General features: G+C 66.1%; 23 protein-coding genes. 11 read left to right on the plus strand and 12 right to left on the minus strand.

Annotation, left to right across the window (positions count from 1 at the left end):
• Window positions 1-3 precede the first annotated feature (3 nt).
• From MTX34_RS05090 to MTX34_RS05110, 5 genes are read left to right on the plus strand one after another with little or no spacing between them, the layout of a single operon-like run.
• The gene (locus MTX34_RS05090) at window positions 4-837 is read left to right on the plus strand and encodes a metal ABC transporter ATP-binding protein (RefSeq protein ID WP_243594636.1); all 834 of its coding nucleotides are present in this window, start codon (window positions 4-6) and stop codon (window positions 835-837) included.
• A complete protein-coding gene (locus tag MTX34_RS05095) occupies window positions 834-1,712 on the plus strand; it encodes a metal ABC transporter permease (RefSeq protein ID WP_037195063.1) in 879 nt (292 codons plus the stop codon). The genes MTX34_RS05090 and MTX34_RS05095 overlap by 4 nt, the downstream gene beginning before the upstream one ends.
• A 1-nt stretch (window position 1,713) precedes the next feature.
• Window positions 1,714-2,478 carry a LamB/YcsF family protein gene (locus MTX34_RS05100; protein WP_243608662.1) on the plus strand — a complete coding sequence of 255 codons (765 nt, stop codon included), beginning with the start codon at window positions 1,714-1,716 and terminating at the stop codon, window positions 2,476-2,478.
• Complete coding sequence (gene pxpB / locus MTX34_RS05105) at window positions 2,478-3,080, plus strand: 5-oxoprolinase subunit PxpB (protein ID WP_243608663.1); 603 nt, start codon at window positions 2,478-2,480, stop codon at window positions 3,078-3,080. Before MTX34_RS05100 ends, pxpB begins: the two co-directional genes overlap by 1 nt.
• Window positions 3,077-3,931, plus strand: coding sequence for a biotin-dependent carboxyltransferase family protein (locus MTX34_RS05110; RefSeq protein ID WP_243608664.1), 855 nt, complete (start codon window positions 3,077-3,079; stop codon window positions 3,929-3,931). The genes pxpB and MTX34_RS05110 overlap by 4 nt, the downstream gene beginning before the upstream one ends.
• 102 nt (window positions 3,932-4,033) lie before the next feature.
• Here the strand turns inward: MTX34_RS05110 and rlmB are convergent, their stop codons facing one another.
• From rlmB to MTX34_RS05135, 5 genes are read right to left on the minus strand one after another with little or no spacing between them, the layout of a single operon-like run.
• Window positions 4,034-5,017 carry a 23S rRNA (guanosine(2251)-2'-O)-methyltransferase RlmB gene (gene rlmB, locus MTX34_RS05115; protein ID WP_243594641.1) on the minus strand — a complete coding sequence of 328 codons (984 nt, stop codon included), beginning with the start codon at window positions 5,015-5,017 and terminating at the stop codon, window positions 4,034-4,036.
• Window positions 5,017-6,432 carry a cysteine--tRNA ligase gene (gene cysS / locus MTX34_RS05120; protein WP_243594642.1) on the minus strand — a complete coding sequence of 472 codons (1,416 nt, stop codon included), beginning with the start codon at window positions 6,430-6,432 and terminating at the stop codon, window positions 5,017-5,019. Before cysS ends, rlmB begins: the two co-directional genes overlap by 1 nt.
• 23 nt (window positions 6,433-6,455) lie before the next feature.
• Window positions 6,456-6,920, minus strand: coding sequence for a 2-C-methyl-D-erythritol 2,4-cyclodiphosphate synthase (gene ispF, locus MTX34_RS05125; protein ID WP_243594643.1), 465 nt, complete (start codon window positions 6,918-6,920; stop codon window positions 6,456-6,458).
• A gap of 10 nt (window positions 6,921-6,930) precedes the next feature.
• Window positions 6,931-7,596: a 2-C-methyl-D-erythritol 4-phosphate cytidylyltransferase gene (gene ispD / locus MTX34_RS05130; RefSeq protein WP_243594644.1), complete on the minus strand. Its 666-nt coding sequence runs from the start codon at window positions 7,594-7,596 to the stop codon at window positions 6,931-6,933.
• A 1-nt stretch (window position 7,597) separates the two neighbouring features.
• A complete protein-coding gene (locus MTX34_RS05135; protein ID WP_027494344.1) occupies window positions 7,598-8,086 on the minus strand; it encodes a CarD family transcriptional regulator in 489 nt (162 codons plus the stop codon).
• Window positions 8,087-8,374: 288 nt separating this feature from the next.
• Between MTX34_RS05135 and MTX34_RS05140 the strand changes: the two genes are divergently transcribed.
• The 3 genes from MTX34_RS05140 (at window position 8,375) to disA (ending at window position 11,627) form a co-directional block, all read left to right on the plus strand.
• Complete coding sequence (locus tag MTX34_RS05140) at window positions 8,375-8,983, plus strand: hypothetical protein (RefSeq protein ID WP_243608665.1); 609 nt, start codon at window positions 8,375-8,377, stop codon at window positions 8,981-8,983.
• Between the two features lie 43 nt (window positions 8,984-9,026).
• Entirely contained in the window at window positions 9,027-10,424 is a 1,398-nt protein-coding gene (gene radA, locus MTX34_RS05145; protein WP_243608666.1) for a DNA repair protein RadA, read from the plus strand.
• Window positions 10,425-10,541: 117 nt separating this feature from the next.
• Window positions 10,542-11,627: a DNA integrity scanning diadenylate cyclase DisA gene (gene disA, locus MTX34_RS05150; RefSeq protein WP_243594647.1), complete on the plus strand. Its 1,086-nt coding sequence runs from the start codon at window positions 10,542-10,544 to the stop codon at window positions 11,625-11,627.
• Here disA and MTX34_RS05155 read toward each other — a convergent pair.
• The 3 genes from MTX34_RS05155 to MTX34_RS05165 all read right to left on the minus strand — a co-directional run bounded on the left by MTX34_RS05155 (window position 11,624) and on the right by MTX34_RS05165 (window position 13,966).
• The gene (locus MTX34_RS05155) at window positions 11,624-12,499 is read right to left on the minus strand and encodes a hypothetical protein (protein ID WP_243608667.1); all 876 of its coding nucleotides are present in this window, start codon (window positions 12,497-12,499) and stop codon (window positions 11,624-11,626) included. The genes disA and MTX34_RS05155 overlap by 4 nt on opposite strands.
• Window positions 12,500-12,514: 15 nt before the next feature.
• A complete protein-coding gene (locus MTX34_RS05160) occupies window positions 12,515-13,249 on the minus strand; it encodes a hypothetical protein (protein ID WP_243608668.1) in 735 nt (244 codons plus the stop codon).
• A gap of 90 nt (window positions 13,250-13,339) precedes the next feature.
• Window positions 13,340-13,966 carry a carbonic anhydrase gene (locus MTX34_RS05165; RefSeq protein WP_243594650.1) on the minus strand — a complete coding sequence of 209 codons (627 nt, stop codon included), beginning with the start codon at window positions 13,964-13,966 and terminating at the stop codon, window positions 13,340-13,342.
• A gap of 90 nt (window positions 13,967-14,056) precedes the next feature.
• Here MTX34_RS05165 and MTX34_RS05170 point away from each other — a divergent pair, with 90 nt between their 5' ends.
• The gene (locus MTX34_RS05170; RefSeq protein ID WP_243608669.1) at window positions 14,057-14,941 is read left to right on the plus strand and encodes an A/G-specific adenine glycosylase; all 885 of its coding nucleotides are present in this window, start codon (window positions 14,057-14,059) and stop codon (window positions 14,939-14,941) included.
• On the opposite strand, the gene MTX34_RS05175 is transcribed toward MTX34_RS05170, so the two are convergent.
• Window positions 14,938-15,540, minus strand: a complete 603-nt coding sequence (locus MTX34_RS05175; RefSeq protein WP_243608670.1) for a TetR/AcrR family transcriptional regulator — start codon at window positions 15,538-15,540, stop codon at window positions 14,938-14,940. The two genes, MTX34_RS05170 and MTX34_RS05175, sit on opposite strands and share 4 nt — an antisense overlap.
• 79 nt (window positions 15,541-15,619) lie before the next feature.
• Between MTX34_RS05175 and MTX34_RS05180 the strand changes: the two genes are divergently transcribed.
• Window positions 15,620-16,981: an MFS transporter gene (locus MTX34_RS05180; protein ID WP_243608671.1), complete on the plus strand. Its 1,362-nt coding sequence runs from the start codon at window positions 15,620-15,622 to the stop codon at window positions 16,979-16,981.
• Here MTX34_RS05180 and MTX34_RS05185 read toward each other — a convergent pair.
• Together MTX34_RS05185 and MTX34_RS05190 are read right to left on the minus strand one after the other, a co-directional pair.
• Window positions 16,975-17,784 carry an alpha/beta fold hydrolase gene (locus MTX34_RS05185; RefSeq protein WP_243608672.1) on the minus strand — a complete coding sequence of 270 codons (810 nt, stop codon included), beginning with the start codon at window positions 17,782-17,784 and terminating at the stop codon, window positions 16,975-16,977. The genes MTX34_RS05180 and MTX34_RS05185 overlap by 7 nt on opposite strands.
• 5 nt (window positions 17,785-17,789) lie before the next feature.
• Window positions 17,790-18,527, minus strand: coding sequence for an alpha/beta fold hydrolase (locus tag MTX34_RS05190; protein ID WP_243608726.1), 738 nt, complete (start codon window positions 18,525-18,527; stop codon window positions 17,790-17,792).
• A 36-nt stretch (window positions 18,528-18,563) separates the two neighbouring features.
• Here MTX34_RS05190 and MTX34_RS05195 point away from each other — a divergent pair, with 36 nt between their 5' ends.
• Complete coding sequence (locus MTX34_RS05195; RefSeq protein WP_243594653.1) at window positions 18,564-18,875, plus strand: antibiotic biosynthesis monooxygenase; 312 nt, start codon at window positions 18,564-18,566, stop codon at window positions 18,873-18,875.
• Window positions 18,876-18,891: 16 nt separating this feature from the next.
• Here the strand turns inward: MTX34_RS05195 and MTX34_RS05200 are convergent, their stop codons facing one another.
• The gene (locus tag MTX34_RS05200; RefSeq protein WP_243608673.1) at window positions 18,892-21,204 is read right to left on the minus strand and encodes a bifunctional diguanylate cyclase/phosphodiesterase; all 2,313 of its coding nucleotides are present in this window, start codon (window positions 21,202-21,204) and stop codon (window positions 18,892-18,894) included.
• Window positions 21,205-21,290 lie beyond the last annotated feature (86 nt).

A 21,290-nucleotide genomic window follows, 5' to 3' on the forward strand; every position in this document is an offset into this window, starting at 1 on the left:
TACATGCCTGCTGTAGAACTGCGCGACGCCGGACTGGCGTTCGGTGAGCGCACGCTGTGGCAGAACTTGGACCTGACAGTCGAGAAGGGCGAATTCGTCGCCGTTCTCGGCCCCAACGGGTCGGGCAAGACGTCTCTGCTCAAGGTGTTGCTCGGCCAGAATCACCTCACGTCCGGCACGGCCGCGATCGACGGCAATCCCGTCCGTCGCGGCCAGTCGGGCGTCGGCTACGTGCCCCAGCAACGCAACATCGACGACGATCTGCCCCTGCGTGGACGCGATCTCGTCGGACTGGGCTGGGACGGCCATCGATGGGGCATGGGCCTACGTGGCATCCGGCAGCGCAAGGAAACGGTGCAGCGCGCGATCGATCAGGTCGACGCCAATTCCTTCGCGGGCGCGCCCGTGGGCTCGATGTCCGGCGGTGAGCAGCAGCGGCTGCGCATCGCCCAGGCACTCGTCGGCGATCCGTCGGTTCTTCTGTGCGACGAGCCCCTGCTCAGCCTCGATCTTGCCAACCAGTCCCTGGTCTCGAGCCTGATCGATCGCCGACGGCGGGAGCACGGGACGGCAGTGCTGTTCGTGACGCACGAGATCAACCCGATCCTCCCGCTCGTCGATCGCATCGTCTACATCGTCGACGGCCGGTTCCGCATCGGCACTCCCGCTGACGTCATGACCACCGAGGTCCTCTCCGAGCTCTACGGCACCGAGGTCGAGGTACTGAAAGTGCGCGGACGGCTCATCGTCGTCGGAACCGGCGACTCCATCGACGCGCTCGGCTCGGCCGGTGCACACCACCCACCCGTACCGCACGACAGAGAAGACAAGGCATGAACGAGAAGGTTCTCGACGCATTCTCGAAGATGCTCGACTTCGACACCACCGCCAACCTGCTGACCTACGATTTCGTCCAGCAGGCCCTGCTCGCCGCCGCGATCCTCGGATTGCTCGCCGGCGCACTCGGCCCGCTGATCGTCAGCCGCCAGTGGGCGTTCGCCGTGCACGGATCGAGTGAACTCTCACTTACCGGCGCGTCCGCAGCACTGCTCGTCGGCATCACCGTAGGCCTCGGTGCCATCGTCGGATCCGTCGTTGCGGCGGTGATGTTCGCGCTGCTCGGAAGCAAGGCCCGCGACCGTGACTCCGTCATCGGCGTCATCATGTCCTTCGGCCTCGGCCTGTCGGTGCTGTTCATCTGGCTCTACCCCGGCCGAACCGGCACCAGCTTCTCGCTGCTCATCGGTCAGATCGTCGGCGTCGGGCAAAGCGGAATCCAGCTGCTGCTGGTGTGCGCCGTGTTGGTACTGATCGTGCTCACCGTGGTCTACCGACCGCTGCTGTTCGCCAGCACCGACCCCGAGGTGGCGTTGGCCCGCGGCGTCCCCGTGCGTGCACTCTCGGTCGTGTTCGCCGTACTCGTCGGTGTCGCGTGCGCGCTCGGCGTGCAGATCGTCGGAGCCCTGCTGGTGCTCTCGCTGCTCATCACCCCGGCCGCTGCCGCCGCGCGGGTCACCGCAAGCCCGCTCAAGGCGACGTTGCTGTCCATCCTGTTCGCCGAAATCGCCGCCGTCGGAGGCATCCTGCTCTCCCTCGCTCCTGGCCTCCCGGTCTCGACGTTCGTCACCACCATCTCCTTCGTCATCTATCTCGTCTGCCGCGGCATCGGGGCAACCCGCAAGGCGAACTCCGGACGGCTCGTCGCCGCCTAGGATGTCGAGGGTGTCCATCGACCTCAACGCCGATCTCGGCGAAAGCTACGGCGCGTGGACTCTCGGGGACGACGACGCCATGCTCGCCCTCGTCTCGAGCGCCAACGTTGCGTGCGGCTTCCATGCCGGTGATCCCACCACTCTGCTCCGTACGTGCCGCTCGGCCGCGAACGCAGCCGTGCGGATCGGTGCGCAGGTGGGGTATCACGACCTTGCTGGATTCGGCCGACGCTTCCTCGACGTCTCCTCCACCGACCTCACCGCCGATGTGATCTACCAGATGGGCGCGCTCGACGCGCTCGCTCAGGTGGCCGGCTCTGCGATTGCCTACGTCAAACCCCATGGGGCGCTGTACAACGCGATCGTGCACCACCGCGAGCAGGCCAGGGCCGTGGTCGACGCCGTTCTCGCCTACGACCCCACGCTGCCGGTTCTCGGACTCCCCGGTTCGGTGTTCCTCGAGGAAGCGGACCGTGCCGGGCTTCGCACTGTCACCGAGGCTTTCGCCGACCGTGGGTACACCCCACAGGGAACGCTGGTCCCTCGCTCGGAGCCGGGTGCCGTGCTGTCCGATCCCGACGCCGTCGCCGAGCGCGTACTGACCATGATCACCGACGGCACCGCCCTGGCGGTCGACGGCTCGCGCATCGACGTTGCGGCCGAGTCGATCTGCCTCCACGGTGACTCCCCCGGCGCAGTCGTGATGGCCAGCGCCGTGTCGAAGCTGCTGCGCACCAACGGTATCGACGTGACAGCCTTCGTCTGATGCACATTCTTCCGGCGGGCGAGAATGCAGTTCTGGTCGAGTTCGCCGGGCTGGACGAGACGATGGCGTACTACCGCGCGCTTTCACTGAACACACCGGCCGGCGTCTTCGATCTGATTCCCGCCGCGCGCACGGTCCTGGTGATGTTCGACGGGTCACGGCAGCGGGTACTGGACTGGATCTCGGCCACCGAACCCGCAGTCACCACGACCGACCACCGGTCCGACACCGTCACGATCTCGGTGGTCTACGACGGCGAAGACCTCGACGAGGTAGCCCGCCTGACCGGCCTGTCCACCACCGAAGTGGTTGCCGCACATACCGACCAGGCGTGGACCGTCGCATTCGGCGGCTTCGCCCCCGGCTTCGGCTACCTCGTCGGCACCGACGACCGCCTGCACGTGCCGCGGCGTACCTCGCCGCGCACCAGCGTTCCGGCCGGTTCGGTGGGGTTGGCTGGCGAGTTCTCGGGCATCTACCCACGCTCCTCCCCTGGCGGCTGGCAGCTCATCGGGCGCACCGACGCGCAATTGTGGGATCTCGACCGCGATCCACCCGCACTGCTACGGCCCGGCACCGCCGTTCGATTCGAGCGCGCATGAAAGCACTCACCATCCTGCAGCCGGGGCCGCTGTGCACCGTCCAGGATCGCGGTCGTCCGGGGTATGCGTCGTTGGGCGTCGGACACTCGGGTGCCGCGGACCGGCACTCACACGATGTCGCGAACAGACTGGTGGGCAACAACTCCGACGCCGCGACACTCGAAGTGACCTTCGGTGGCCTGACGCTACGCGCCGAGTTCGACGCCGTCGTCGCAGTCACCGGGGCGCACGTGACCTGCCGCATCGATGGCACGGAGCAGGGACTGCATTCGACGCTGACGCTACGCGCCGGGCAGGAACTGGAATTGTCCGCGCCGACCTGGGGTCTGCGCAGCTACCTCGCCGTACGGGGTGGGATCGACGCGCCCGCCGTCCTCGGCAGTCGCTCGACGGACACGCTGTCCGGTCTCGGACCGGCGGCGCTCTCCCCCGGCTCCGTGCTCACCGTCGGCAACAACAGTGCTGCATGGCCCGCAGCCGATTTCGCGCCACCACGATCGCTTAGGGACACACTGCGCATCACGTTCGGCCCGCGCGAGAACTGGTTCACCGAACGCGCACGATCGCTACTGCTCGAGCAGCCGTGGACAGTCACGCAGGATTCGGATCGCGTCGGGATCAGGCTGGACGGTGCCGAACCCTTGACCCGCGCAATCGACGACGAATTGTCCAGCGAAGGAATGGTTCTCGGTTCGCTACAGGTTCCGCCGTCCGGCCAGCCGGTACTGTTTCTCGCCGACCATCCCGTCACGGGTGGTTATCCGGTGATCGCCGTTGTCACCGCGGATGACGTGTCCGCCGCCGCGCAGTTGACGCCGGGAACGCAGATACGTTTCCGCGCTATCGGTTGATTCCCACCCCACACAACCTCACACCCTTTTTCTCGACCTCGCCCACCCGTTCAAGCGATAGCAGGGGTGTGCGGCTCACAGAAAGGGTGTGAGGTTCGGGCGTCAGCCTCGGCGCTGCCGCGCGATGTCGGCCAGCACAACGCCTGCCGCGACGGATGCGTTGAGGGATTCCACCGGCCCGGCCATCGGGATCGACAGGATGTGATCGCACGTCTCGCTGACCAGACGCGACAGCCCCTTGCCCTCGGAGCCGACCACGATCACGACCGGACCCTGACCGTCGAAGGTGTCGAGATCGGTGTCGCCGCCCGCGTCGAGGCCGACCACCGTGACACCCTTGGACTGCCAATCCTTCAGTGTGCGAGTCAGATTCACTGCGCGCGCGATGGGCAGGCGGGCGGCAGCACCGGCACTGGTGCGCCATGCCACCGCGGACACACTCGCACTACGACGCTGCGGGATCACGACGCCATGGCCACCGAAGGCAGCCACCGAACGTACGACGGCACCGAGGTTGCGTGGGTCGGTGATGTTGTCGAGCGCCACGAGCAGAGCCGGCTCCTGATGCGTGCGCGCGTTCGAGATCAGATCGTCGGGATGCGCGTAACGGTACGGCGGCACCTGCAGGGCAAGGCCCTGGTGCAGTCCGTTGGCGCTGAGCTTGTCCAGATCCGAGCGAGGCACTTCGAGGATGGAGATCCGCGCATCGCCTGCACGCTGCACGGCTTCCTTGAGTCGATCGTCGCTGTCGGTACCGACCGCGACCCACAGCGCGGTGGCCGGAACGCCTGCACGCAGGCACTCGACGACCGGGTTGCGACCGAGCACCACCTCGGGACCGTCTTCGGCCTTGCGCCCGGCCGGTCGTCCACCCGCGCGGCCACCCGTGGGGCCGCCGCGATTCTGTGCGGACTTCTCGGCGAGCTTGGCCCGACGCGCGGCGGGATGCTTGGTGCGCTCGGAGGCGGGAGGCGTCGCGCCACGGCCCTCGAGGCCCTTCCGACGCTTGCCACCGGATCCGGCGACCTGCCCCTTCTTGGTGCCGTCCTTGCGGATCGCGCCGCGCCTACTCGAATTCCCTGCCATCACAAACCTGCTTCGTCGGTCTTACTCGTACCCAGCGACCATTCGGGCCCGTTGGGTGTATCTGTCACGTCGACTCCGGCCTCGGCCAGTCTCGTCCGTATCTCGTCTGCGGCGGCCCAGTCCTTGGTCGCCTTCGCCGTTGCTCGACGCTCCAACTCGGCCCCGACCAGAACGCCGAGGGCACCGAGAGCTGCTGCGTCCGAACCACTGTCGCTCGACCAGTGCGGATCGAGGGGGTCGACACCGAGGATGTCGAGCATCGCCCGCACACTGCCCGCATGCTCCACCGCTGCCGGTAGGTCACCGGACTCGAGGGCGGTGTTGCCGAGGGTGACGGTGGCGTGGATCTCGGCCAGCGCTTTGGGAACTCCGAGGTCATCGTCGAGAGCCTCGGCGAATCCGGCGGTCCACTTGCCGATCGGTACGTCACCGGCGCGTTCGACGGCCCGGCGCACGAATCCTTCGATTCCCCGATACGTCACGGCCGCGGTCTCGAGCGCAGTATCGGAGTACTCGAGCATCGACCGATAGTGCGCGCCACCGAGGTAGAACCGAAGTTCCTGCGGCCGAACCTTTTTGAGCACATTGGGTACCGACAGGACATTGCCGAGAGACTTCGACATCTTCTCGCCGCCCATCGTCACCCACCCGTTGTGCAGCCAGTACCGCGAGAAGCCGTCTCCGGCCGCCATGGACTGCGCGCGCTCGTTCTCGTGATGCGGGAACACCAGATCCAAACCGCCGCAGTGGATGTCGAAATCCGAACCGAGGTAGTTCTCCGCCATCGCCGAGCACTCGAGGTGCCAACCCGGACGGCCGGGGCCCCACGGCGTCGGCCACGACGGCTCGTCGGGCTTCGCGCCCTTCCACAGCGTGAAGTCGCGCGGGTCACGCTTGCCCTCGGCGACACTCTCGCCCTGGTGCACGTCGTCGAGCTTGTGCCCGGACAGTGCGCCGTAACTCGGGAAGCTCTGCACGTCGAAGTAGACGTCCCCGCCCGCATCGGCGTAGGCGTGGCCTCGTTCGATCAGACGCTCGATCATCTGGACCATCTGGGTGATGTGCCCTGTCGCCCGCGGCTCCGCGGACGGCGGGAGCACCCCGAGGCGGTCGTACGCCCAGGTGAAGGAGCGCTCGTAGGTCGCAGCCCACTCCCACCACGGACGGCCGGCGTCACGCGCCTTGTTGAGGATCTTGTCGTCGATGTCCGTGACGTTGCGAACGAAGGCGACGTCGTAATCGTGCGCCAGCAACCAACGGCGCAGTACGTCGAAGGCGACGCCGCTGCGCACGTGGCCGATATGAGGTTCGCCCTGCACCGTCGCCCCACACAGGTACACCGATGCATGGCCAGGGACCAAGGGGGTGAATTCCCGCAGGGCCCTCGTCTCGGTGTCGTGTAGGTGAAGGGTCACGACCAGCAATGCTACCGGTGGTTTTACCTCGTCATGACAAGTGCGGTCGCGATGGCCGCGATTCCTTCACCCCGACCGGTCAGCCCGAGCCCGTCGGTGGTGGTCGCAGACACTGATACCGGCGCGCCGAGCACCCGCGACAGAACTTCCTGGGCCTCGACGCGGCGTGGACCGATCTTGGGCCTGTTGCCGATGATCTGCACCGCGGCGTTCCCGATCGCGAAACCGTCCGCGTCGAGCAGACGCTTGACCTCGGTCAACATGGCAGCTCCGCTGACCCCGTCCCATTCCGGACGACCGGTCCCGAACACCGATCCGAGATCGCCCAGTCCGGCCGCGGACAGCAGCGCGTCGCACAGGGCGTGCGAGGCGACGTCACCGTCGGAATGCCCGTCGAGTCCGTCCGCGTCCGCAAACAGCAAACCGGCCAGCCAACAAGGCCGACCAGGGGCGATGGGATGGACGTCGGTGCCGATGCCGACTCTCATAGCGCGCCTCTCACAGCAGGGCCTGTGCCAGTAGTAGATCGTGTGGCGTGGTGATCTTGAATGCGAGGGCGTCGCCGACGATGGTGTGCACCGTCTCGCCGATGCGCTCGACCAGACCCGCGTCGTCGGTCGAGCTGTCCGTGGCCGCATCGTATGCACGGCGCAGCACGTGGGCGTCGAAGCCCTGCGGGGTCTGCACCGAGCGCAGACTCGCACGGTCCGGGGTACCGACCACTGCGCCCATGATGTCGACTTCCTTGATGGTGTCGACGACCGGGAGCACCGGGATGACGGCGGAGCGTCCGGCACGCACTTCGGCCACGACGCGGGCGATCAGCGTCGGCGGGGTGAGGGCGCGGGCGGCGTCGTGGACGAGCACGACGGCGGCGTCACCGACGGCGGCGAGACCGGCGCGCACCGAATCGGTGCGCTCGAGCCCACCGGCCACCACGGTGACGTCGTCGCTCACATGACCACGGGCCGCGTCGAGCAGCTCGGCGGGCACGATGACGACGATGCGATCGACGGCACCCGAGGCCCGGAGACCGTCGACGGACCGCGTCAGGAGAGAGTCGGTACCCAGACAGACGAATGCCTTCGGCTCGTCGTATCCGAGCCGAAGGCCTTTGCCTGCAGCGGGTACCAGGGCGACCACGTCGCCGGCAGTACCGTTCACTCTAGGAAGCTGTTGCGAGAACTTCGTCGAGCATGGTGTCTGCCTTGGCCTGATCGGTTCCTTCGGCGAGTGCGAGCTCGCCTACCAGAATCTGCCGCGCCTTGGCGAGCATGCGCTTCTCGCCTGCCGACAGTCCACGGTCCTGCTCACGTCGCCAGAGATCGCGGACGACCTCGGCAACCTTGTTCACATCACCGGACGCGAGCTTCTCCAGGTTGGCCTTGTAGCGGCGCGACCAGTTGGTGGGCTCTTCGGTGTGCGGCGCACGGAGCACCTGAAAGACTTTGTCGAGGCCTTCTTGCCCGACGACGTCGCGAACGCCTACGTACTCTGCATTGTCCGCGGGAACTCGAACGGTGAGGTCGCCTTGCGCGACCTTGAGAACCAGATACTCTCTCGGTTCACCCTTGATGGTGCGTGTCTCTATCGCTTCGATCAGCGCCGCTCCGTGATGGGGGTAAACGACGGTGTCTCCGACCTTGAAAATCATGTGACAAGTGCCCCTTTCGATTTATCAAGAATACCACGGCTCATATCAACGGTGCAGGTCAGGGGCATAGCGGCACCGAATCAGGGGTTGACACAGACGGATCGGCGTGTATCCGGGACCACATTTTCACCCGGGTCGTTCCTCATGCTTACGTCCTGACAGGCACCCTCACCTGGCGTCATCGGGCCGCCGGCGGACCCCACGAGCGGTCGATGGACGAGAACTACTACTCTGCCTAGTGGACGAGATGGACCGAGCCGGCCCGGCACCACATGGAGGACGACCGAAGTGACTGCAATCGACGCTGCGACACCGCTTGGCCGCCATCGCAGGACGGCCGCCGCCCTCGCTCTTCTCGCCGGTGGCGCATTCGCCCTCACCGCGTGCGGCGCAGGTCAGATCTCCCAGACGGCCACTCAGGTCGCCGCGGTCAACGGCAACTCCGTCGACGTCGGAGACATCCAGCTTCGCAACGTGCACGTGGTGTATCCCACCTCCGAGGAATACAGCATCGAACCCGGCGGCACCGTCGAGCTGGGCTTCACCGCCATCAATTCCAGCCCGGCCGTTGCCGACGAGCTGACCGGCATTTCCTCCCCGGAGGCCCAGGTCACCATCGTGGAGGAGACGGAGCCCGGCAGCACCGAGATCGCTCCGCTGACCGCGCTCGGCGCAGGTTCGCCCGCCGACGTTCAGCTCGACGATCCGCTGCTGCCGATCCAGCTGATCAAGGTCGAGATGGCCGACATCTCCGAGAACGTCCGCCCCGGCCTCACCCTGCCGGTCACGTTCGAGTTCGCCAACGCGGGTGAGGTCGTCGTGAATGTTCCGGTCGATGCCGGTTACGAGCTCGAGCGCTCCGAAGACGCAGTATCCGAGCACAGCGAAGGCGAGTAGCCGCCGGCCCCACCCTGTCGGTGCCGATCGTTAGGCTCCGATAGTGGTCAAACTGAAGTCGAGCTATCGCTGCTCAGCGTGTCATCATTCCGTCTCCAAATGGGTGGGCCGCTGTCCCGAATGCGGTAACTGGGGCTCGATGGACGAGGTTCAGGCCACAGCCGCTCCCCTTGCCACCCGCGCAGGCGCATCGGCACTGCGTTCGGGCGGCGGGGCCATGATTCCCACGACGCCCGCCGCGGCTCTCACGACCATCAGCAGCGCCACCTCGCAGGCCAACACCACCGGCATCGACGAGTTCGATCGTGTTCTCGGTGGCGGTCTCGTCCCCGGCTCGGTCGTCCTGCTCGCCGGCGAACCCGGCGTCGGCAAGTCGACGCTGCTGCTCGAGGTGGTGCATCGGTGGGCCCGCTCGGCACCGGATCGTCGCGCGCTCTACGTCACGGGCGAGGAGTCGGCGGGGCAGGTGCGGTTGCGTGCCGACCGCACCGGCGCGGTGCACGAGCGCGTCTTTCTCGCCGCCGAGTCCGACCTCGCCACGGTGTTCGGCCATGTGGAACAGGTCAAGCCGAGCCTGCTGATCGTCGATTCGGTGCAGACCATGCTCGCCGCGGACGTCGACGGCGTCATCGGCGGGGTCACCCAGGTTCGCGCGATCACGAGCGCGCTGACCACACTGGCCAAGACCACCGGGGTGGCAGTACTGCTGGTCGGGCACGTCACCAAGGACGGTGCAGTGGCAGGTCCACGGTCGCTGGAGCATCTCGTCGACGTGGTGCTCAACTTCGAAGGTGACAAGCACTCCACCCTGCGGATGATCCGAGGCGTCAAGAATCGGTTCGGTGCATCCGACGAGGTCGGCTGTTTCGAGTTGCGGGAGACCGGGATCGTCGGTATCAGCGATCCATCCGGATTGTTTCTGCACCACCGAAACGATGCCGTCCCCGGAACGGCGGTCACCGTCACCATGGACGGCAAGCGGCCGCTGCTGGCCGAGTTGCAGGCACTGATCGTCGACACCGCGATGCCGTCACCCCGGCGCGCGGTCAGCGGGCTCGATCACGCCCGGGTGGCGATGATCCTGGCCGTCCTCGAACGACGGTGCGGGGTGAAGGTGTCCAAGGCGGAGGTCTACGCGGCGACGGTCGGTGGGATGCGCACCAGCGAACCGTCCGCCGACCTCGCTCTTGCTGCGGCGGTCGCATCGGCGGTCCGGGATCAACCGCTGCCCGCAGGCATGGTGATTCTGGGCGAGGTGGGTCTGGCCGGCGAGGTGCGCCGCGTGGGCGGGCTCGGTCGCCGTCTCGCCGAGGCCGCGCGGTTGGGCTTCAACTACGCCATCGTCCCCGAGGACGCCGGCCCCCTACCGGACGGGATCAAGGTCAAGACCGTCACCAACGTCGGGGAAGCGTTGACCTACACGCGTATGCGGCCCGTATGACACCGGGCAGTATTCTTCGTCTGACTGCGCGCACACAGCAGCGCAGTACTCTTTGTTCGCACCGGAAGTATTCGCAGCACGAGCCCATGCCGCTGCCATGACACGAGGGGGTTGGCCATGGAGGGCACCACGCCGTCCCCGGCGTTGCGCGAGACCATCGCCCGGCTCGCACCGGGAACCGCTCTGCGCGACGGTCTGGAGCGCATTCTCCGCGGCCGAACCGGCGGTCTGATCGTCCTCGGCTACGACGCGGAAGTCGAGGCGATCTGCGACGGCGGCTTCGAGCTCGACGTGGAATTCGCGCCGACCAGGCTGCGCGAGTTGTCGAAAATGGATGGCGCAGTAGTGCTTTCGACCGACGGCATGCGCATCGTTCGCGCCAATGTACAGCTCGTGCCCGACCACGAGATTCCCACCGTCGAATCCGGCACCCGGCACCGCGCCGCCGAGCGAACCGCCATGCAGACCGGCTATCCCGTCGTCTCGGTGAGCCAGTCGATGAGCATCGTCAGCGTCTACATCGGCGGGATCAGGCACGTCGTCGAAGGCTCGGCCACCATCCTCTCGCGCGCCAATCAGGCCGTCGCCACGCTCGAACGCTACAAAGCCCGGCTCGACGACAACACGCGCCAACTCTCGGTGGTCGAGATCGAGGACTTCGTGACCCTGCGTGACGCCCTGACCGTCGCGCAGCGGCTCGAGATGGTGCGCCGAGTGTCGGTGGAAATCGAACAGAACGTCCTCGAACTCGGTACCGACGGCCGTCAGCTCGCACTTCAACTCGAGGAGCTGTTGGGCGACAACGACGTCGATCGCCAACTGATCGTCCGTGACTACCTCGCCGGCAACGAACCGTCGAGCACCACCGGGGTCGAGAAGGCACTCGCCGCGCTCGACAAACTGACCGACGTCGATCTGCTGGATCTGACGACGCTGGCCCGAGCCTTCGGCTATCCCGCGACCATCGAAGCCCTCGACACCCCGATGAGCCCCCGCGGGTATCGGGTACTCACCCGAGTCCCGAGGTTGCAGTTCAGCCAGATTCATCGACTCGTCGGCGCATTCGGCACACTGCAGGGTCTGCTCGCGGCCACCGCCGCCGACCTGCAGTCGGTCGACGGCATCGGTGGCCTGTGGGCCCGCCACATCCGCGAAGGCCTGTCCAGACTGGCCGAGGCCTCGATCTCGGGGCCGTACGACTAGGACGCCTTCTTCTTCGTCCCCGGCAGGAAGCCGGCGTCGATGACGGCCTTCACGTACGGCCGGGCACTGGTGATCAACTGCTCGGCGTCCGAAACGTTCTTCCACACGGCCGACGCCATGATGTCGGTGCGATCCTCGATGTGCTGATCGAGCTCGACGCCGCTGTCGGTCAACGTCTCGCCCTCGGCCGAGATGGTGAGCAGTCCGCGCGTTGCGAGTCGTTCTGCAGCAGAACCCCATTCGCTCTCGGACCACTGCCTGGTCAGCTGCGTGATGCGCTTGCCGAGCGCCCGACGGCCGGGCTGCGGGGTCGTGCGGTCGGCCTCGTGGAAGACGGCGGCTTCCGTCGGGTCGAGTTCTGCGTCGATCAAAGCGGCGAGGTGTCCGTCGCCGCGCCATTCGCGAAGGACGGTGATCGAGTGCCACAGGGCGAGATGCGGCGTCTCGGGTCGAGCGGCGGAGTGCCATGCGGCCGCGAGCGGTCGTCCCGCGAACGAGGCGGTGTCGCCGATGTCGCCCAGACGGCCCGCCAACGTGGCCAGAGCAGGGTCGGCCGCCAAGGAGCCGAGAGCCGTTCCGAGAACGGAGTCGAGCAAGGTCCATCGGCGATCGGACACCGTCTCCAGGCCGACAGCAACCGCGGCAGGCCACGCACGCTCGATCAGGACCGGATTGAAGTTGTAGAACGCAGCAGCGACGACACTCGGCGCGCACGGTCCCATCGGGGCCGCCCGAGCCCCGACGTACCAGGCGTGACCGTCGAGGCCGGTGTCCTCGTATGCCGCACCCAGTTCGGGGTTGAAGTACGCGGTGACGTGAAAGGGTTCGAACGTCTTGTAGGCGGAGCGGGCGAGAGCTGTCGAAGTGGTCATGACATTCGACCGTACTCAGCCGGTGATGTTGAACGGCTCCGGCGCGCTCTTGAGTTCACCGAGCTGGGCGATCGCCTGGTAAGCACCGACACCGACCGGGATGCGCTCTTCGCCGCATCCGGGAACCGAATTGGTGCCGGACCACTTGACGGTGAAGCCGGCCTGTTCGCCGGGCTTGAAGGTGCGCAGATCCGATGCGGCGTTGGGGAAGCAGTCGATGTTGGACCAGATGCGCTGATTGTCGAGGGTGTAGACGAGTGCCTGCTGCAACCCGGCACCGACGTCACGCTGGCATTCGGTGGAGCCGATGTTGGTGATGACCACGGTGAACACGGGCTCTTCGCCCAGACGGTAGGTGGCCTGCTCCGGCGTCACCTTGATCGCGAGTGACTGGTCCGGGCACTGATTGGCAATGACGGGGGCCGGGGCACCGCTGGTGGTCGCAGCTGCGCCACCACCGGCAGCGGAGTCCGTTCCGCCACCCGAGCCGCCGGAACCACCTGAGCCACCGGAACCACCCGAGCCACCCGAGCCACCTTCGGTGGCGGACGAGCTCGGCGACGGCAGAGCCGAGGTTGTAGCCGGAGCCGCCACGACCCCGGCGGGAGCGGCCTCGGTGTCGTCGGAACCGCCGCTGAGCGAGGCGATGAACCATACGATCAATCCGAGGACGACAACGGCCGCACCGATGGCGAGCGCGCGGCGTCGCCAGTAGATTTCGGGAGGCAAAGGCCCGGTCGGTTCCAACACGAATCAACCGTATGCGGCCCGAGGCAACCTATCCCTGAGCCCACGCGGCGTGTCGCGCGAACGCCTCGCTCGCGCGGGCTCGGGAACGAGTCAGGCGGGCTGTTCGCCGATGTCGCCGATGACCTCACGCAACTGCGCGTGCCCCTTCGAGAGCTGGTAGGTGAGGCCGACGATCGCGAGTTCCCCGGCCTCGACCTTCTCGGCGACGATGCGGGAACGCTGCATCAGCAGATTGCCGGTCTCTTGGACGTGCCGTGCCTCGAACTCGTCGACGGCCTCGTGACCGTCACGTCGGGCCGAGAGCACCGACGGCGTGACGCGCTCGACGACGTCGCGGATGTAGCCACCGGGGACGTCTCCACTTTCGAGGGCGTCGACGGTCGCCTGGACTGCGCCACAGTGGTCGTGGCCGAGCACCACGATCAGCGGCGCCTTCAGAACCGCGACGCCGTACTCGATGGAACCCAGGACTGCGGAGTCCACGACATGACCGGCGGTGCGAACGACGAACATGTCGCCGAGGCCCTGATCGAAGATGATTTCTGCGGCAACACGCGAGTCGGCGCAGCCGAAGAGGATGGCACCGGGATGCTGCGCACTCTCGAGCCGAGCACGATCCTCGATGCCCTGCGACGGGTGCAGGACCTCTCCGGAGACGAACCGTTGGTTGCCTTCCTTGAGTGACTTCCAGGCAGCGATCGGATTCGAAGCAGGCATGGGTTTCATTGTGCACGCGCAGCGGGCGTACGGCGAGTTGGGTTCACTACTGTTGGTACCGATCACAGACACGAGAAGAAGGGCGCACAGTTGCCGATCGATGCCGAGGCTCTGCTCGGGTGGTTCGACACCGACGGACGTGACCTGCCGTGGCGTCGTCCGGGCGTCAGCGCCTGGCAGATTCTGATGAGCGAGATCATGCTGCAGCAGACTCCGGTGGTGCGGGTGGCACCCATCTGGGAGCAGTGGGTGCAGCGGTGGCCGGTGCCCTCGGCGATGGCCGCGTCCTCGCAGGCCGAGGTGCTTCGTGCGTGGGGCAAATTGGGCTATCCGCGTCGGGCATTGCGGTTGCACGAGTGTTCTCGGGTGCTCGCCGAGGAGTACGGCGACGAGGTGCCCCGCGACGTCGAGACGCTGTTGAGCCTGCCGGGCATCGGTGCCTACACAGCAAGAGCGGTGGCGACTTTCGCCTACGGTCAGCGAGTTCCAGTGGTGGACACCAATGTTCGACGCGTCGTCGCGCGTGCGATGCACGGCAACGCCGAGCCCGGAAATCCCTCGACCACACGAGATTTGGCCGACGTGGAGCAATTGCTGCCGGAGAACGTACCCCGCGCGGCCCGGTATTCGGCGGCGTTGATGGAGCTCGGTGCGCTCATCTGCACCGCCAAGAATCCGGCGTGTCTGCTGTGCCCACTTCCCGAGTGCGCCTGGATCGAAGCCGGGAGGCCCGCGCACACCGGCCCCGCCAAGAAGGTCCAGAAGTTCGCCGGCACGGATCGGCAGGTGCGGGGCAAGCTCATGTCGGTCCTGCGGGAGAGCACCGGCCCGGTCGAGCGGGCCCAACTCGACATCGTCTGGCCCACCGACCCGACTCAACGCGACCGAGCTCTCGATTCCTTGCTCACCGACGGATTGATCGAACAAACCGAGTCCGGATTGTTCGCACTCGCGGGCGAGGGTTCGGACGGTTAGTTTCGGCCCGTGGCATCGAACCACGTTCTGCCACTGAGCAATCGGTCCACCACATCGGTTGCATCGATCTCGTTGATATGCGCAACCATCATCATCGTCCCCAGGCCGTGCAGCGTGGCCATGAGCAGCCGAGCCTCCGCAACGGCGTCGATTCGGTCCGAGCCGCTCTCCGCGCAGGCGTCGGCGATCATGTGGGCCAGAACCGACTCCAGCACAAGAAGATTGGCTCGATACGCGGACTGGGCCACGTCGGGTTCTCGCAACGCCAGGGATGCGAACGACACCCCGAGTCGATGAAATCGCCTGCCCTCGTCGTCGATGGGCAACACCGAACGGGCGAACATCTGCAGTCGGCGTGCCGCCGAAGCGCCGGCGATCGCCTCGATCCGGGATCGAGAGTCCGCGTAACCGCGCTCGGAGAAGCGCGTCAGAACGGCGTCGAGCAGCCCTGCCTTGGAGTGAAAGTAGTACTGAACCAATCGCAGCGACACCTCTGCTGCCGCGGCCGCGCTACGCATGGTCAGCGCCTCGAGTCCATCGACGGTCGCCACCCGTTCTGCGGCCGAGAGGATCTGCTCTCGTCGATCCTCGCCGACCATCTTCCGCCCACCCTCCATCGTTTGATACAACTGTACCAAGGAAGAGTTATACAGCTGTACCAACCAGAGGGCGGGCATCGTGCGAGATCGTTCGTGGGGCGTACTGACGGTGGCCTGCCTGGCGCAGCTCCTGGTGGTGCTCGACGCATCGGTCGTGAACATCGCGCTGCCGAAGATCGCTACCACACTGAGCTTCGAAGACTCGGACGTGCAATGGGTGGCCAGCGGATACACCGTCGCGTTCGCGGCAGCCCTGCTCGTCGGAGCGCGTGCGGCAGACACCCGAGGCATCCGGAAGGTATTTCTCTTCGGCGTCTGCCTGTTCGTCGCCGCCAGCGTGGCCGGCGGATTCGCGACTACCGGTCCGATATTGGTATCCGCGCGCATCGTCCAGGGTCTCGCCGCGGCAATCGTGTCCCCGGCAACATTCACTGTGCTCACCGTCACCTTCCCCGAAGGGCCCATGCGAACACGCGCAGTTGCGGTATGGACGGCGATCAGTGTCGCCGGAGGTGGAGTCGGCAACATACTGGGCGGCGCATTGACCGAATACGTCTCGTGGCGTGCAGTTCTGCTGATCAACCTGCCCATCGGCCTCGCGCTGCTGGTGGCCGCTCGGCGGTACCTCGGCGTTGGGCGCGCCGAAACTCCGTCGCCACAGACCGGGCTCGACGCGATCGGTGCGCTCTCCGGGGCGCTGGCCCTCGGCGCGTCGACCGTGGCGGTCACGCAACTCGGAGCGGGTGGCTCACGTGCGCTGTCGGTGACGATGATGTTTCTCGCCTCGGCCGGATCGATCGGGTTCGTGCTTCGACATCGTCGATCACGCGCACCGCTGATCCCGTTGCGATTGTTCGCGATACGGAGCGTGGTCGTGGGAAACCTGCTGACTCTGCTCACCGGTGCGGTGTTCCAGATTCCGATCTGGCTGTACCTGACCTACCAGATGCAGCAGCTGCTGCAACGGTCTCCGCTCCAGGCAGCGATAGGTTTTCTGCCGCTCACCGTGGCTCTCGTCGTGACCGGCGTGGCGATCACTCCACCTCTGATGCGCAGAATCCCCGCGCACCTTGTCGCCGCTGCCGGCGCGACCCTGGCCGCTGCCGGACTACTTGTCCTCGCGACGGCCTCAGGCGCACCCGGGTACGTCGCTTCGGTGGGGGTGCCGTCGATTCTGATCGGAATCGGCGGCGGGCTGCTCAACACACCGCTGGCCACTGCGGTGACCAGCGGGGTCGAACGCTCGGACGCCGGGGCCGCGTCGGGATTGATGAACACGGCCAAGCAGTTCGGTGGCGCGATGGGGTTGGCGCTGCTCACCATTGCCGCCGGGCTGACGGACTTTCGCTTCGCCTATTCGGCCATGGCAGCGGCAATGGCGGTGACAGCGGTGTGCTGCGTGATTTTCCTCCGCACCCCGACGCCGAGAGTTCGCTACTGAGCGAGAAACTCGACCAGAGTCGCATTGACGGCATCGGGGCGTTCGAGGTAACCGAAGTGACCGGTGTCGGCGATCTCGACGTAGCGCGCACCCGGTATCGCGTCGGCGACGTCGCGGCACTGCTGCACGGGGATCATTCGGTCGTCGGCGAATCCGATGACGAGCGACTTGGCTGCAATCCGCCGATACGCCGCCAATCGGTCTGTCCCGGCGCGCATTTCGAGTCCGATCTGCGCTCGCATGCCCGCAGTCTTCTTACCACCCGAATATTCGAGGATCGCCAGCCAATCACCGATCGCACCGTCGTCGGCCAGGGTCTTCGGTGAAAAGTTCTGCATCGCAGTCATTGCCGCGCGGTACGACGCGGGTAATTCGATCCCGGCGTCGTGGAGATCCTTCTCGCCCTTCGACATCTGCGCACGAAAGGTGGTGGTCTTGCCGAAGGTGGCCATCATCACTGCATGCGAGACCAGATCCGGCCTGGCCAAAGCCAATTCCTGGGTGACGCGGGCACCCATCGAGGTGCCGACGACGCGTGCTGCACCGCCGCCGAGGTGTTCGATGAGGGCAGCGGTGTCGGCAACCAGGTCGTCCAGCGTCATCCCGCCCGCACACTCGGACGACGGCGCGATACCGCGATTGTCGAAGGTGACGACCCGGTACCCCTGCTTCACCAGCACCGGAACCTGATGGGTTCGCCAGACTCGCCCCGGACTACCGGTCCCCATCACCAACACCACGAGTGGGCCGTCGCCGGTCACGTCGTAGTTGAGGTCGATTCCGTTGAGCTTCGCGAGCGGCATTCGGATCATCTTAGTGTGCGCAGGAACTCCTCGACCGCCATCCGATACTGCTCGGGAGCCTCGTCGTGAATCAGGTGCGCCGCCTTCTCGATCCGCACGTACACCGATCCGGGCTTGCGCGAGTGCATTTGCGTCATCTGACCCGCCGGGGTGATGGTGTGTTCACCCTCGATCAGCAAGACCGGAGCATCGACGGCATCCCACTGGTCCCAGAAGTGCCGCGTCCCCCACTCCTGCGAAATCGACTCGAAAGTGTCGACGTCGCCGTGCAGTCGCCATCCGCCGTCGCCTCGGTCGAAGGAGTCCAGAAAGTACTGTCCCGCAACATCTCCGAAGAATTCACGTACCGCGTCGGCGTCGGGAAAGGGCTGCGGCCACGCCCGGATCATCGCAGCCCAGTCGTCTGCGGTGCGGCCCCTGAAGTCAGGAGCGATGTCCTCGACCACCAGCGCGGTCACCAGGTCGGGTCGTTGCGCGGCGGCACACCAACCGTGCAACGCTCCCATCGAATGGCCGATCAGCACACTGGGCCCCAGTGTCTCCAACTGCTCGAGCAGATCGGCCACGAAGAACTCGGTGGTGAGCTCGGCCGGTGGGGGGCGACGGTGCCCCGGCGCATCGTAGGTGTGGACGTGCCCGAACTGTCTGAGCCACGGAACCTGCCTGCTCCAGGTGGCAGCACTGCCCATCAGCCCGTGCAGCAGCAGCATCGAACGGCCGGATCCACCCTCGTCGTAGAGCATCATCGCCGAGCATAACGGCGGAGTAATCTCGCGGGCATGGCCATTGTGAAGATCAACGCGATCGACGTACCCGAGGGCGCAGGCCCCGAACTCGAAAAGCGCTTCGCCGCGCGCGCCGGCTCGGTCGACGGCTCCCCGGGCTTCCTCGGGTTCCAGCTGCTCCGGCCGGTCAAGGGCGAATCCCGCTACTTCGTCGTCACCCAGTGGGAGGACGAGGAGTCGTTCCAGGCGTGGTCCGGTGGGCCGTCTCGCCAGGCACACGCGGGTTCAGGGGAGAGCAAGCCGGTGTCGTCGGGAGCATCGCTGCTCGAATTCGAGGTCGTGTTGGACGTACCTGCCGCTTCGTGAGAGCGGACGCGTCCGTTCAGATGTGTTGACGGGCGAGTTCCCACTCGAACCTCGTCGGCATCTCCGAGTCCAGTTTCGCCACGGCCTCGGCCAAGAACTCTGCGGGCATCGGTCTGCCGAGGTAGTAGCCCTGGACACCGTCGCAGCCCAACTCTCGGAGTGCGTCCAGCGTGCCTGCATCCTCGACCCCTTCGGCCATCACCCGCACCCCGAGGCTTCGAGCCAGGTCGATGGTCGAGCGCACGATCGATGCGTCGGTCTCGTCGGAGTTCATCTTCGACACGAACGAGCGGTCGATCTTGAGCGTCTGCACCGGCAGAGTCTGCAGATACGCCAGTGAGCTGTAACCGGTTCCGTAATCGTCGATGGCGATGGTGACTCCCAGGCGTCGCAGGGACGCCAAGGCATTCACCGAGCGCACCGGGTCGGTCATAGCGGTGGTCTCGGTGACCTCGAACTCCAGGGCGTGCGCAGGCACCGCGTACTTCGCCAGCGCGGCGGAAACCTGTTCGGCGAGCGTAGCGTCGAGCAGATTTCGGACCGAAAGATTCACCGAGACAGACAGATTGATGCCGTCGCGCCGCATCGTGCTGCATTGCGCCAGCGCCTCGTCGAGCACGAGCGCAGTGATGGCGGGCAACATTCCGGTGCGCTCGGCGTCGGGCAGGAACATCGACGGTCCGATCAAGCCCTCACGCGGGTGCAGCCACCGAAGTAGGGCTTCGACGCGATCGACGCTGCCCGACTCGAGATCCAGGCAGGGCTGGAAGAACACCCGGAGCTGGTGATCCCGAATCGCGGTGTCGAGCTCGCCCAGCAACCGCATCTGATCGTGTCGGTCACGATCCATGTCTGGTTCGTATCTACCGACTCGGGTCTGCCCCGCCTTGGCCGCGGTCAGCGCCACATGAGCCTGCTGCATCATCGCGTTACCGTCGACCGGCATTGCCGAAGGGCAGACCTCTCGGCGCGCACGTGCCGACGACTCGTCGATGGCCGCAATTCCGACCGTCGCGTCGAGGGCCACATTGATGTCGTGGACGAACATCTTGCGACTGACGGCGAACTGCAGCTGTGCGGCGGTCTCGTTCGCGTCGATGAGGCCTGGGCGACGACACATCGCCACGACGAACTGATCGCCGCCGAGGCGTCCCACCAGATCGTCCGATCGAACCGATGCGACGAGTCGATGGCCGATCTCACGCAGCACACTGTCACCCACGCTGTAACCGAACGTCTCGTTGATCTGAGCGAAGCGGTCGATGTCGACCACCAGCGTGAATACATCCGAATCACCGCGAGTGGCAAGCATCGAGTCCAATCGCTCGCGAAGTAGACGCCGACTGGCGAGTCCGGTCACCGCATCGGTCCGTGCAACGTCCTCGAGGATCGCGGCCTGAAACCGCAGAGTCCGCACGAAGCGCGCCATCAAGCACCCGACAAGCACGATGACCAGCGCCGAGGACCCTACGATGACCCAACCCCATTGCGCGACCGGAACGCCGCGAGCCAGCTGCACGGTCATCACCGTCGGTGTCACGGCTACCGCAACCGAGAGAGTGGAAAACCGCCCCTTGCCGAACCTGAGCGGACCGGGCCGGGCGGCCCGCCTGACCGATTTCTGCTCGTCGTGCAGGGCGATGACGCCGAAGCAGACGTAAGCGGCCAGCCACATCGCGTTCGGAAACGTCGATCGATAGATCTCGATATCGATCGCGGCGGCGTAGGACGCGCAGTCGGCGGCAACGAGTAGTACAACTCCCGCTGCTGCGGCCAGGAAGGGAACGGTGACCGACCGCGTGACGAGGTACAAACTGACGACGAGGGTCAACAGGAACGCGTCGACGGTGAGGTATGCCGTTGCCGGCCACAGGGAGACGGCCTCGGACAACGACCGTGCCGAGCCGTCGGAAACGACGAACACCCAGGTGACGAGACCGAAGCCGACGGCGACGATCAAGCATTCGTACAGCTCTTCCAGCCCGAACACCAGGCCGTTCTCGTCGGCGGCCCGGGCGAACCCGACTGCGATGATCGCGTAGCCCAGCAAGTAGAACGCGTCCGCGGCCGACAACGTCGGCATACGAGCACCGTCGACTTTCGTCACGGCTATCAGCGCGTCGCCGACGCCCCAACTGCCGACGCCGACGGCCAGGTACTTCCACGTCCGCTTGTCCGCACCAGGTTCGCGGACGTAGCGATACACGAACGCTGCCACTGTGGCCGAGAGCACGATTGCATAGATCGCATTCTGGGGTAGTCCGTGCGGGGCGATCGAGTAAGCCACCACTGCAATCGCACCGAGACCCAGGAAGCGCGTCCACAACATGGTGAACCGTTCCTTCCTAGGCCGGTCGGTGCGTACCCCGAACGTACGCAACAGCCAATCGAACCCGACGTGTGACCTGAATTCGT

This window comes from Rhodococcus sp. ARC_M5 (assembly GCF_022810405.1).
Lineage (GTDB): Bacteria > Actinomycetota > Actinomycetes > Mycobacteriales > Mycobacteriaceae > Rhodococcoides > Rhodococcoides navarretei.

Excerpts from the sequence above, each read along its gene's own strand:
- MTX34_RS05090 (WP_243594636.1), top strand. The coding sequence starts at position 4 with ATGCCTGCTGTAGAACTGCGCGACGCCGGACTGGCGTTCGGTGAGCGC.
- MTX34_RS05095 (WP_037195063.1), top strand. The coding sequence starts at position 834 with ATGAACGAGAAGGTTCTCGACGCATTCTCGAAGATGCTCGACTTCGAC.
- MTX34_RS05100 (WP_243608662.1), top strand. The coding sequence starts at position 1,714 with ATGTCGAGGGTGTCCATCGACCTCAACGCCGATCTCGGCGAAAGCTAC.
- pxpB (WP_243608663.1), top strand. The coding sequence starts at position 2,478 with ATGCACATTCTTCCGGCGGGCGAGAATGCAGTTCTGGTCGAGTTCGCC.
- MTX34_RS05110 (WP_243608664.1), top strand. The coding sequence starts at position 3,077 with ATGAAAGCACTCACCATCCTGCAGCCGGGGCCGCTGTGCACCGTCCAG.
- rlmB (WP_243594641.1), bottom strand. The coding sequence starts at position 5,017 with ATGGCAGGGAATTCGAGTAGGCGCGGCGCGATCCGCAAGGACGGCACC.
- ispF (WP_243594643.1), bottom strand. The coding sequence starts at position 6,920 with ATGAGAGTCGGCATCGGCACCGACGTCCATCCCATCGCCCCTGGTCGG.
- MTX34_RS05135 (WP_027494344.1), bottom strand. The coding sequence starts at position 8,086 with ATGATTTTCAAGGTCGGAGACACCGTCGTTTACCCCCATCACGGAGCG.
- disA (WP_243594647.1), top strand. The coding sequence starts at position 10,542 with ATGGAGGGCACCACGCCGTCCCCGGCGTTGCGCGAGACCATCGCCCGG.
- MTX34_RS05155 (WP_243608667.1), bottom strand. The coding sequence starts at position 12,499 with ATGACCACTTCGACAGCTCTCGCCCGCTCCGCCTACAAGACGTTCGAA.
- MTX34_RS05165 (WP_243594650.1), bottom strand. The coding sequence starts at position 13,966 with ATGCCTGCTTCGAATCCGATCGCTGCCTGGAAGTCACTCAAGGAAGGC.
- MTX34_RS05175 (WP_243608670.1), bottom strand. The coding sequence starts at position 15,540 with ATGGTCGGCGAGGATCGACGAGAGCAGATCCTCTCGGCCGCAGAACGG.
- MTX34_RS05185 (WP_243608672.1), bottom strand. The coding sequence starts at position 17,784 with ATGCCGCTCGCGAAGCTCAACGGAATCGACCTCAACTACGACGTGACC.
- MTX34_RS05190 (WP_243608726.1), bottom strand. The coding sequence starts at position 18,527 with ATGCTCTACGACGAGGGTGGATCCGGCCGTTCGATGCTGCTGCTGCAC.
- MTX34_RS05195 (WP_243594653.1), top strand. The coding sequence starts at position 18,564 with ATGGCCATTGTGAAGATCAACGCGATCGACGTACCCGAGGGCGCAGGC.
- MTX34_RS05200 (WP_243608673.1), bottom strand. The coding sequence starts at position 21,204 with ATGTTGTGGACGCGCTTCCTGGGTCTCGGTGCGATTGCAGTGGTGGCT.